The 10534-nt window shown below is 73.3% G+C and carries 8 protein-coding genes; 7 read left to right on the plus strand and 1 reads right to left on the minus strand.

Annotation, left to right across the window (positions count from 1 at the left end; genetic code table 11):
- Positions 1-79: 79 nt before the first annotated feature.
- The 6 genes from V3W47_RS19375 (at position 80) to V3W47_RS19400 (ending at position 6615) form a co-directional block, all read left to right on the plus strand.
- Positions 80-1096: an HD-GYP domain-containing protein gene (locus V3W47_RS19375; RefSeq protein WP_331826882.1), complete on the plus strand. Its 1017-nt coding sequence runs from the start codon at positions 80-82 to the stop codon at positions 1094-1096.
- 176 nt (positions 1097-1272) lie between these two features.
- A complete protein-coding gene (locus V3W47_RS19380; RefSeq protein WP_331826883.1) occupies positions 1273-2094 on the plus strand; it encodes a phosphotransferase in 822 nt (273 codons plus the stop codon).
- A 105-nt stretch (positions 2095-2199) separates the two neighbouring features.
- Positions 2200-2823 carry a uracil phosphoribosyltransferase gene (gene upp / locus V3W47_RS19385; protein ID WP_331826884.1) on the plus strand — a complete coding sequence of 208 codons (624 nt, stop codon included), beginning with the start codon at positions 2200-2202 and terminating at the stop codon, positions 2821-2823.
- A 229-nt stretch (positions 2824-3052) separates the two neighbouring features.
- The gene (locus V3W47_RS19390; protein ID WP_331826885.1) at positions 3053-4213 is read left to right on the plus strand and encodes an MraY family glycosyltransferase; all 1161 of its coding nucleotides are present in this window, start codon (positions 3053-3055) and stop codon (positions 4211-4213) included.
- Between the two features lie 13 nt (positions 4214-4226).
- Positions 4227-5384: a non-hydrolyzing UDP-N-acetylglucosamine 2-epimerase gene (gene wecB, locus V3W47_RS19395; RefSeq protein ID WP_331826886.1), complete on the plus strand. Its 1158-nt coding sequence runs from the start codon at positions 4227-4229 to the stop codon at positions 5382-5384.
- Positions 5385-5628: 244 nt separating this feature from the next.
- Complete coding sequence (locus V3W47_RS19400; protein WP_331826887.1) at positions 5629-6615, plus strand: diacylglycerol/lipid kinase family protein; 987 nt, start codon at positions 5629-5631, stop codon at positions 6613-6615.
- Between the two features lie 48 nt (positions 6616-6663).
- Here V3W47_RS19400 and V3W47_RS19405 read toward each other — a convergent pair whose 3' ends face one another.
- Positions 6664-7374: a tetratricopeptide repeat protein gene (locus V3W47_RS19405; protein ID WP_331826888.1), complete on the minus strand. Its 711-nt coding sequence runs from the start codon at positions 7372-7374 to the stop codon at positions 6664-6666.
- 157 nt (positions 7375-7531) lie between these two features.
- On the opposite strand from V3W47_RS19405, the gene V3W47_RS19410 reads away from it, so the two are divergent.
- A complete protein-coding gene (locus V3W47_RS19410; protein WP_331826889.1) occupies positions 7532-10399 on the plus strand; it encodes a tetratricopeptide repeat protein in 2868 nt (955 codons plus the stop codon).
- The last annotated feature ends 135 nt before the right edge of the window (positions 10400-10534 follow it).

Genomic DNA, 10534 nt, shown 5'->3' on the forward strand with positions numbered 1-10534 from the left:
CGGGGGGGCTGGGGGCAGCGGGGGAGGTGGGGGGGCGGGCCATGGCGGGCCAGAGTAGCGTGAGTATACTGGGCGGAACGTGTTCCGACGCCCCCGCCCCCAGAACGAACCCGATGCCCGCCCCGCGACGGCCCCGGAGACACCCCCCTCCACGCCCACCCCCGACGCGACCCGCGTGCTCGGCGACCTCCTCGCCCGTCCCACCGCCGAGGGCATCCTGGAGGGGGCGCTCACGCACGGCGTCACGCTGCTCGGCGGCGGCGCACAGGGCTACGCGGTATTGCGCCGGGGGGAGGACCACATCGCGGCGGTGGTCGGCTACCCGAAGACGCTGGTGGGCACACCGCTGAGCGGCCCGTGGACCGGCCCGCGTCCGCGCCTGCTTCAGGGCGGGGGCCGCGAGGTGGCCGGGCACAATTCCCCCGAGGTGCGGGAGGGGCTGGCCGCCGCCGGTCTGCCGGACGCCGCCCTCACGCTCGTCGTGCCGCTGATGGACCGGGGCCGCACCCTGGGGGCGCTCGTATTCGACTGGAAGGCGGCGGTGGAGGTGTCGCCGGGCACCCAGGAGGCCGTGGGCCGGTGGGCGGCGGCGGTCGCCCCCCTGCTCGGCGTGCTGGGGGCGCGCGACGACTGGCGGCAGGCGGCCCGGCAACTCTCGGCGGCGCTCGTGGAGGCGGTGGAGAGTCAGGACTTCGACTCGCTGGGGCACGGGGGGGCGGTGGCGGAGGCCGCCCTGCGCCTCGGGCGGGCGGTGGGCCTCGCCGAGCGCGAACTCGACGAGCTGTGGTTCGCCGCCACCCTGCACGACCTCGGCAAGATCAACGGCGAGGCCGGGCACGCCCAGATGGGGGCCAACTTCCTCCACGGGGTCGCGCCCCTCGCCGAGTCGCAAAAGGCCATCCGCCACCACCACGAACGCTGGGACGGGGCGGGCGAGCCGGACGGCCTCGCGGGCGAGGACATTCCCCTCTACGCCCGCATCCTCGCGGTGGCGAACGCCTCGGTGCGGCTGGGCGACCCGGAGAGACTGAGGGCCGAGGCGGGCGCGAGCCTCGACCCCCGCCTCGTGGCGACCTTCGAGAAGCTGGCGGAGTAGGGCAGAAGAAGGCCAGTTCCCGTTCGGTCCGCCGGGCAAGTGGCTCAGTATGAGCTGTGCGCTTGAGCGGAGGAAAGCCGCATTGCTGCCCGTCTCTTCACCCACACGGTGTCCCCCGTCCCCCGGTCGGGAGGCTGGTCCCCCAGCCCGGCCCCGGCCCCCGCTATGATGCGCGGGTGACTCCGGGCGGCCTGCCATCCCCGCGCTTTCCCGTGCTGGAAGCCCGCCTCGGCCCCTTGACCCCGATGGATCAGGGAATGCAGAGCCGCGTCTACGCCACCCCCGACGGCGAGGTCGTCGTGAAGGTGTACCGCAACCAGCAGGGAGATCACCGTCTGGAGGCCCAGAACATGCGTCGCGCGGGCCTCGGCGAGTGGGTGCTGGGTGCCGTGGAGGCCGACGGGGTGGAGGCGCTCGTCATGCGGCGCTTCACCGGGCATTCCCTCACCGCCGCCGACGTGCCCGCCGCGCTGCCCCGCCTGCGCGAGATTCTGGCGGAGCTGCACCGTGAGCGCGGCGAGCCGGTGGACCTCCGCCGGATGCGCGAGCGGCTCAGGCGTTTTCGCCGGGCGCTGGCCGCCTATCCCCTCGACGACCTCTTCGACGCGGTGGAGGAACCGCTGGAGCGCGGACTCCTCGATCGCCCCTCGGCCTTCTGCCACCTCGATCTGTGGCAGGACAACATCATGATCGCGCCGGATGGGGAAGTCCTCGTCATCGACTGGACGAAGGCCGCATGGGACGACCCCCTGCGCGACATCGCCCTGCTGAAGACCGGCACGCTCGACCTGCTCTCGCCCGACGCGAGCCTGGGCGCGGCGCTGACCTTCCTGCCCGACCAGAGCCACACGACCCTGACCTGTCTGCGGGCCTACCTCGCCCACACGTATCTGCACGACCTGTACTGGTTCCTGATGAACGAGCCGTACGAGTTCGACGGCCAGCGCGGCCCCAAGCTGTCGCGGGCGCGGCACGTGCTGGCGCGGCTGCCGGGGTGAGGGGAGCGGCCAGCCGCCAGCTTCCAGCCGCCAGCGGGGGCCGTGGATTCTGAGGCGTGAGCTGGATGGTTCGGGCCGGAATGGGGGGAGAGGTATGGTGGGGCCATGCTCACGGTCGTGACCCATCCCCTCATTCAGCACAAGCTTTCCATCATGCGGAACGTCACCACGGGAGCAAAGGAATTCCGCGAACTCGCCAGCGAGATTTCGATGCTCCTCGCCTACGAGGCCATGCGCGACCTCGACGTGACGCCCACGCCGCTGCAAACGCCGCTGGAACACGGCGAGTTTCCCATGCTCAGCGGCAAGAAGCTCGCCCTCGTCGCCATCCTGCGCGCCGGACTGGTGATGACGGACGGGATCACCCAGCTCGTGCCCGCCGCGAAGGTGGGCCACATCGGGCTGTACCGCGATCCCCAGACGTTGCAGCCCGTCGCCTACTACAACAAGCTGCCCGCCGACATCGCCGAGCGCCGCGTCTTCCTGACCGACCCCATGCTCGCCACGGGCGGAAGCGCGAGCGCCGCCATCCGTTTCCTCAAGGACGCGGGCGCGCAGACCATCAAGCTGATGTGCATCCTCGCCGCGCCGGAGGGCGTCGCTGTCGTGGAGGCCGACCATCCTGATGTTGAGATCGTCGTGGCCGCCGTGGACGAGCGGCTGAACGACCACGGGTACATCGTGCCGGGGCTGGGAGACGCGGGGGACCGGATTTACGGGACGAAGTAGGGGAGGGCGAAGGCGAAAGGCGGAAGGCCGAAGGTCGAAGGCGGGGAGGAGGGTGTGGAGTCACTGGGTCGCCCCCTCACCCCAGCCCTCTCCCACGAGGGGAGAGGGAGCTAAAAACTAAGCCGCTCTCTTGCAAGGGTACACAAAGGAGCGAGACGGACAATCCGGCTCGTCCTCCTTTCGGGGGTCGCCCATCCCTCACCCCCAGCCTTTAGACTCCGGTCAGCTTATGGATTCTGTAAAGGCGCTCGCGGCGCAATTCGGTATCGCGGACCTGTTCGGGCGCGGCTTTCTCAGCGTGCTGCTGACCTTCGTGACGGCGTGGGTATTTACGTGGCGCTTCATTCCCGGTGTGCGCGCCTTCGCGCTGGAGGTCGGGTGGGCCGACCAGCCCAACGCCCGGCGGCTGAACAAGGAGCCGCTGCCGAACGCGGGCGGGCTGGCGATCTTCGCGGGCTTCCTGCTCGGCGTGGTGGTGGCTTGGGCGCTGCGGCCCATCGTGATCGAGGCGGTGAACATTCAGGTGCTGGCGATTCTGCTGGGGGGCGCGGTGCTCGTGCTCGTGGGTTTCATCGACGACCAGTACGGCCTCTCGCCCGCCTTCCGGCTCGGCGTGCAGGCGCTCGCGGCGCTGCTCCTGATCGTGAACGGGCTGCGGATCGACCTGAACGCCATTCCCTTCCTGCCCGCCCTGCCCGCCGCGCTCAACGAGCCGCTGAGCTTCCTCGTCACCCTGCTGTGGGTGGTCGGCCTGACGAACGCCGTGAACCTGATGGACGGGGTGGACGGCGTGGTGGGCGGCGTGGGCTTCGTCGTGAGCGTGGTGCTGCTGGCGACGGCGGCGCAGTTCGTGGACCGGGCGGCGGCGGTGGTGCTCCTCGCGGGGCTGGCGGGGGCGGCGCTGGGCTACCTGCGGCACAATTTCAACCCCAGCCGCATCATCATGGGGGACGCGGGGGCGTACCTGTTCGGGTACACGCTCGCCGCCGTGAGCCTGCTCGGCACCCTCAAGGTGAGCGCCGGGGCCAGTCTGCTCGTGCCGCTGCTCGTGCTGGCGCTGCCCCTCGTGGACACCACGCAGGTCGTCATCGGGCGGCTGGCGCGGGGCATTCGCAACCCACTCGGGCACCCGGACAAGACGCATATCCACCACCGGGTTCTGGCGCGCACGGCCTCGGCGCGGCGCACGGCGATCATCCTGTGGGCGGTCTCGCTCGCCTGCGGGGTGTTCGGGATGCTCGCGCAGGGGGTCCGTCTGCCCGTCATCGTGGTGACGGCGGCCTTCATCCTCGTGTGCCTGTGGTTCGTGACCTACCGCCGCGTCCGCGCGCAGGAGCAGGAGGCGGGGGGGCCGACTTCGACCTCCACCGCTCCCGGTCAGGGCGGTTGATAGGGTGGGCGCGATGACAGAACCCGCCCTTCAGGAAGGCAACAAGCGCGTCGTCCTCGCCTTCGGCACCCGGCCCGAGGCGACGAAGATGGCCCCCGTGTACGCGGCCCTCGCGCGGCAGCCGGGAATCACGCCGCTGATCCTCTCCACCGGCCAGCAGCGCACCATGCTCGACGAGGCCCTCGCCGTCTTCGGCCTGACGCCCGACGAGGACCTGAACGTGATGACCGACCGCCAGACCCTCGCCGACCTCACCGCCCGCATCGTGCCGCAGGCGGGGCGGACGCTGCGCGCGATGGGCGCGGACCTCGTGCTCGTCCACGGGGATACGACGACCTCGTTTTGCGTGACCCTGAGCGCCTTTTACGAGGGCATCCCGGTCGGACACGTGGAGGCGGGGCTGAGGAGCGGGAACATGGCCGAACCCTTTCCCGAGGAGGCCAACCGCCGCCTGACGGGCGTGCTGTCCACGCTGGACTTCGCGCCGACCCCCGGCAGCCGCGCGAACCTGCTGCGTGAGGGCAAGGACCCGCACGGCGTCTTCGTGACCGGGCAGACCGCCGTGGACGCCGTGCGCGAGGTGGCGGGCCGGGTGCCCCTGCGCCCCGAGTGGCGGGAGAAGTTGGACGCCGGGCAACGCCTCGTCACCGTCACCATGCACCGCCGCGAAAACCTGCCCGTCATGGCGGACATGGCGCGGGCGCTGGCGGACGTGGCCCAGGCGCACCCCGACTGCCACTTCGTCTACCCGGTCCACCTCAACCCCGCCGTGCAGGACGCGGTGCGGCCCGCGCTGGGGAACTTGCCCAACTTCGAGCTGACCGAGCCGCTGGATTACGCGCAGATGGCCCCGCTGATGGCTGCCTCCACCCTGCTCGCCACCGACAGCGGCGGCCTTCAGGAGGAGGGGGCGGCGCTGGGTGTGCCCGTCGCCGTCCTCCGCAACGTGACCGAGCGCCCCGAGGGCGTGGAGGCGGGCGTGCTGAAGCTTGCTGGAAATGATCCCGATACCCTGCGGTCCGTTATTGGCGGGTTGCTGAGCGACGAGGCCGAACTCGCCCGGATGCGTTCGGCGCGTAACCCCTACGGGGATGGACAGGCGGCGGGGCGTATTGCTCAGGCAGTCGCGTGGCACTTCGGGCTGGTGGAGAGACCGGCGGACTGGGCGTAGGGGACGAGCCTTCGGCCATCAGGAGAGAGACTGGGCCGAGGGCGACCCCTCCGCCCCTTCGGGGCACCTCCCCTTAAAGGGAGGCAGAGAAGAACAGGCTCCCCTCAAGGGGAGCTGTCAGTGAAGCTGACCGAGGGGTCGGTCGCGGCGTGCCCGACCACAATCCGTCCACCAGCGTTGGAATCGTTGCGCCCTCCCCCTTCAAGAACTGCACTTTCGCTTCCCCGGCGTATCCTCAGACAACGTGACCAACGCAACGTTCGTCCGGCATTATGCCGTCGTCCTCAACCAGACCGCCGGACGCGGCCTCGCCTCGCGGGAATGGCCCCGGCTGGAGGCGGAGCTGCGCGCCCGCCGTCTCCCCTTCGACCTCATCCGGGAGGCGAGCGGGGCGGCGGCTCTCGCGCGGGTATGCGTCCTCCCGGCGGACGTGGCGGTGCTCGCGGTTGGGGGAGACGGGACTGTGGGGGCGCTCCTGCCCGCGCTCGTGGACGAGTCCGGGGACGGTGGAGGGCGGCCCCTCGGGTTGATTCCGCTGGGGACGGGCAACGACTTCGCGGGGATGCTCGGCGTGAAACCGGGCGACTTCGCCGGGGCGCTGGACCGCCTCGCCGCGCCGCCGGGCAGAGTAGACGCCCTGCGCGCCACCGTCCTTGAGGGCGACGGGGCGGGCACCTCCCGCCTGCTGCTCAACGGGCTGGGCATGGGTCTGGATGCGGAGGTCGCCGCGCTGCTGCCCCGCGCCCCCGCCCGGCTGCCCGGCCTCGGGCGCTACGTCTGGGCGGCCCTGACGGCGGTACGCGGCCTGACCCTCACCCCGGTCCGGGTGGAGGTGGACGGGCGCACGTTGTATGACGGCCCCAGTTGCCTCGCCGCCGTGATGAGCGGCACCCGCTACGGCGCGGGCTTCAGGATCAGCCCCCTCTCCGACCCGTGCGACGGCCTGCTCAACGTCGTGGCGAGCGGCCCGGTGAGCCGTCCCCAGGTCCTCGGCCTGATGGCGCGCATCCTGCGGGGCCGCCACCTCGGCCATGTCCACGTCCACCACGCCCCCGGCCACCGCGCGACCGTCACCTGGGCGCGGCCCACCCACCTCCACCTCGACGGCGACCTCGCCGGAAGGGTGACGGCGGTGGGGGTGGAGGTGCTGGGGGGGGCGGTGACGGTGCTGGGGGGAGCGGTCAGCGGTCAGCCATCAGCCGTCAGCAAACAACAAGAAGCCCCAGCGTAGGCCGGGGGCTTCTTGATGCCGAAAGCTGACCGCTGACGGCTGACGGCTCTACTGCAATCCGGCCAGCCGCCCCCGCGCCTCCTCCAGGTCGCGCTTTTGCCAGAAGGTCTCGGCGGGGAGGGACACGGCCTTCTGAAGCTGGGCAACGGCCCCGGCGCGGTTCTTCTGGAGCAGCAGGGCGTTGGCGTACTCGATGCGGTGGACGGCGACCTCGGGTTCGAGGGCGATGGCCTTCTCGAAGTTAGGCGTGATCTGGTTCTTGCTCGCGCCCGTCGCGCCCGTCGCCACGAAGCCCTTGCTCACGAGGTTGGCGTTCCACAGGCCGAGCGCCACGTAAGCCCCCGCCATATTGGGACTTAGCCGGATGGCCTGGTCGAGGTTCTTCTTCATCTCGGTCGCCAGCCCGAGGCTCCGCAGGATGCCGCTGTACTGGGCGAGGCGGCCCTGGGCGCGCGCCAGCTCGAAGTAGGCGTCGGCGTTGTTCTTGTCGAGCGAGATGGCCTGCCGGGCGTACCCCTGTGCCCGCTCGAACAGGCCCTTCTTGGCGTTGTCCGGGCTGAGGGCCGCCCCGGCGGTGGTGGCCTCGGCGGCGAGGGCGAGGCCCGCACTCGTGTTCAGCGCGGCGGCGGCGGCGGCGGCCTCCTGCCATTTGCCCTCGTCGTAGAGGGCCTGGGCTGCCCCCTGGCTCTGGGCACCCGCCGTCACGAGGGCGGCGAGGGCGAGGGTGACGAGGACGGGATGAACGGGGAATCGACGCATGGGGCCTCCTGGTGGGTCTGCGTGGGAAGTGTGAGAACTGAGGCGGAGTATACACGGGGCCACCCGCGACGGCTGATCCGGGCGTCAGGCGCGCGTCTCCTCCGCTTTGTTGAACCGGGTGCAAGTGGAAGGCGCAGGATGGTAGCCTCGTCCCACCGTGACTTCCCCGGCATCCGGCACTGACTGGAAGGGCATCCTCGCCGACCTGCGGGCGCACCTGCCGGCCCGGCCCGGCGGGGGGCGCGAGGTGCGCGGCAGCCTGCGCTGGCTGGAGGCCGAGATGCGCGCGAGGGGGGCGCGGGGGTCGAGCGTGCGCGACATCGTGTACCGCGACGTGGGCACGCCCGGCGACAAGGCCGCGCTGCGGGCCATCCTTGAGGACCTTGCGCGGGAGGTGGGGCGGCCCCTCGTCCCCCCGCCCGCGCCCGACCCGCCCGCCGACGAGTCGGAGTTGCTGGGCCGGGCCAAGCGGCGGGCGTACCGTCAATTCCTCGCGGGCGTACGCGCGGGCCGCGCCCCCCGCCTTATCGTGACGGGCCGCGCGGGGGCGGGCAAGACGATCCTGCTCGACCATCTGGAGCGGGCGCTGGCGGGAGGGGAGGGGCGACGGGTGACGCGCCTCAACCTGCGGGGGGAGCAGGGCAACGGAGAGGGGGAATGGCCGCTCTCCCCGGTGCGCGGCACATCCTTCGCGGCCCACGCGCAGGCGCAGGCGGACGCGGCGCGGGCCGTTCTCCCCACCGCGCCGGGTGTGCTCCTCGCGCGGGTGACGGCGGACCTCACCTTTGTGGGCGGGCCGCCGCGTGACGCCGAGGGTCGGCCCATCTCATCCGCCGCGTGGGCCGCCGACCATCTCCTGCGCCGCGCGCCGCCGGGGGTGGCCGTGCTCCTCGCGCTGGAGGACGCGGGGGGAGTGCCTGCCGACGTGGCGGAGGTGATCGCCCTGCGCCCCCCCACCCCCACCGAGGCCCGCGCGTACCTGATGGCCCGCCTGGGCGTGACGCGCGAGCGGGCCGACGCCCTCGTGCGGGAGACGGGGCGGCACCAGGGCCGCCTCGCCCTCCTCGCGGGCACGGGCGGCGTGACGCCGGGGCACCTCCTCGCCGACCCCGACGTGAGGCGGCTCGCGGCGGCCCTCGCGGCGCTGGGTGTGGGGGAGGCCCCGGACGGTGCTCTCTCCTCCGTGCTCGGTCTCCCCGTGACCGAACTTCCGGTCCACGCCCGCGCGCTGTTGCAGAAGGGGGAGGCGGGATGGACGCCCCTCCCCGCGCTGCGCGCCGCCCTGACTTATGTTCCCGCCCGTGAGGTGGACGCCGCCCGCCGCCGCCTGGCCGGCGCACCCCCCGGCCCCGACCTCGCCCCCTTCCGCCTCGCCGCGCTCGCGGAGCTGGGGGAGTGGGCGGACCTCGCCGCGCACCTCGCCACCCGGCCCGATGACGCCCGGCACCTGCCGCCGCTGTGGCCGCGCGTGCGGGCGGGAGCCACCGGGGAGACGCGCGAGACCCTCGCCCGCGCGGTCGCCACCCACCACGCCGGGCGCGGCGAGTACGACGCCCCCGCCGCCCGCGACGCGCTGTTCACCCTGCTCGAATCCCCCCGGCCCGCCGTGCGCGGCTGGGCGCGCGTCAAGCTCGCCGAGAGCAGCGTGGACGCGGGGAATTTCGGGGCGGCGACCGCGCAGCTCGCCCAGCCCTACCTCGCCGCCGTGCCCACCGGCTCCCACGACCCCTGGACCGCCGCCGCCGGGGCCGACGCGCTGCTCGTGGAGGCGGCGCTCGCCCGCTGGCGCGGCGACCTGGAAGCCGCCACACGCGCCGCGACCGATCCGCGCACGGCGCATGGGGGCGGACGCGCCCACCTGTGGCGGGGGCTGATCGCCAAGGACGCGGGCGCGTGGGGGGACGCCCTGCGCCACCTCCACCTCGTCCCGGAGACCAGCCCCCTCCTCTCCGCCCGCGCCCGCTATCAGGAGGGGGACCTCCGCCTGCGGCTGGGGCAGCCCGCCGCCGCCCTGGAGGCCCTCACGGACGCCGCCGCCCGCCTGGAGGCCGCCGGGGGCAGCCCGGAGGAACGCGCCCGCGTCCTGTCCCGCGCCGCCACCACCCTGCGCCGCCTGGGTCGCCCGGCGGAGGGCCGCGCCCACCTGGGGGCCGCCCTCTCGCTCCTCCCCGAGGGCCGCGACGACGGCGTGGTGCGCGCCCGGCTCCTGAGCGAGGGCGTGCCCATCCTCCTCGCGCTGGGCCGCCCCGACGAGGCGTTGGCAGACGCGGCCCGCGCCCTCTCCCTGCTGTCCCGCCCCGGCCCGCGCCGCGCGGAGGCCGAGTACCGCACGCGCCGGACCCGGTATAGGGTCGCCCTCTCCTACCTGACGCGGGGACTGGGGCGGCCCTACCTTCAACCCTTCACCGGTCCGCGCCGCGACCACCCCGACCTCGCCCACGCCCGCGCGCTGCTGGACGCGGCCCTCGCCCGCCCGCCCGGCCCCAGCGACCGTGAGCAGGTGCTGACCTTCGACCTCCATCTCAGCCGCGCCCTCGCCGACCCGGACCCGCGCGCCGCCCTGAGCCACGCCGAGCACGCCCTCGCCATGACCGACCACCCCTACGCGGGGGCGCAGGCCCGCGCCGCCGTGGCCGAGGCCCGCCTGCGCGCCGGGGAGCCGGACGCCGCCCTCGCCGAGATCAACCGCGCCCACGCCCTCGTCCGCCGGGTGCAGGTCGGCCTGCCCGGCACCCACGCTCCCGACCCCGGCCTGACCGCCCAGCTCCTCGCGCTGGAGGCCCGCGCCCTGATCGGCGACGGGGCCGCCACCCTGCGTTGGCTGCGGAGCGCCCTGCACGACCCCGCCCTCGCCCCCTTCCGCCCCGGTCTCTGGCGTGAGGCGGGCCGCGCGCTGGAACACGGCCACCCGCACCCGGAGGCGGTGGTGCGCGCCCTCCATCCGGGCCGGGAGCCTGGCCCCCTGCGCGTCCGGGACGCCCTGGCGCTGCTGGAGGTGGGAGGCGAGGAGAGGGACGCCCGCTGAGGGTTGGCCGCTGACCGCCTGACAGAAAGTATGAGAAAGCGTCCCCGGTAGGGGACACTTTCTGTTTGTGACAACTGAAAATGCCGCCGGGGACGCTCCTCGACTCTACCAGGCTGTCCTGGCTCAGCTCCAGAC

The organism is Deinococcus sp. YIM 134068 (genome assembly GCF_036543075.1).
Classification (GTDB): Bacteria; Deinococcota; Deinococci; order Deinococcales; family Deinococcaceae; genus Deinococcus; species Deinococcus lichenicola.

Bases quoted from the DNA above. Each gene is read 5' to 3' on its own strand.
- upp (WP_331826884.1), top strand. From the start codon at position 2,200: ATGCTCACGGTCGTGACCCATCCCCTCATTCAGCACAAGCTTTCCATC.
- V3W47_RS19390 (WP_331826885.1), top strand. From the start codon at position 3,053: ATGGATTCTGTAAAGGCGCTCGCGGCGCAATTCGGTATCGCGGACCTG.
- wecB (WP_331826886.1), top strand. From the start codon at position 4,227: ATGACAGAACCCGCCCTTCAGGAAGGCAACAAGCGCGTCGTCCTCGCC.
- V3W47_RS19405 (WP_331826888.1), bottom strand. From the start codon at position 7,374: ATGCGTCGATTCCCCGTTCATCCCGTCCTCGTCACCCTCGCCCTCGCC.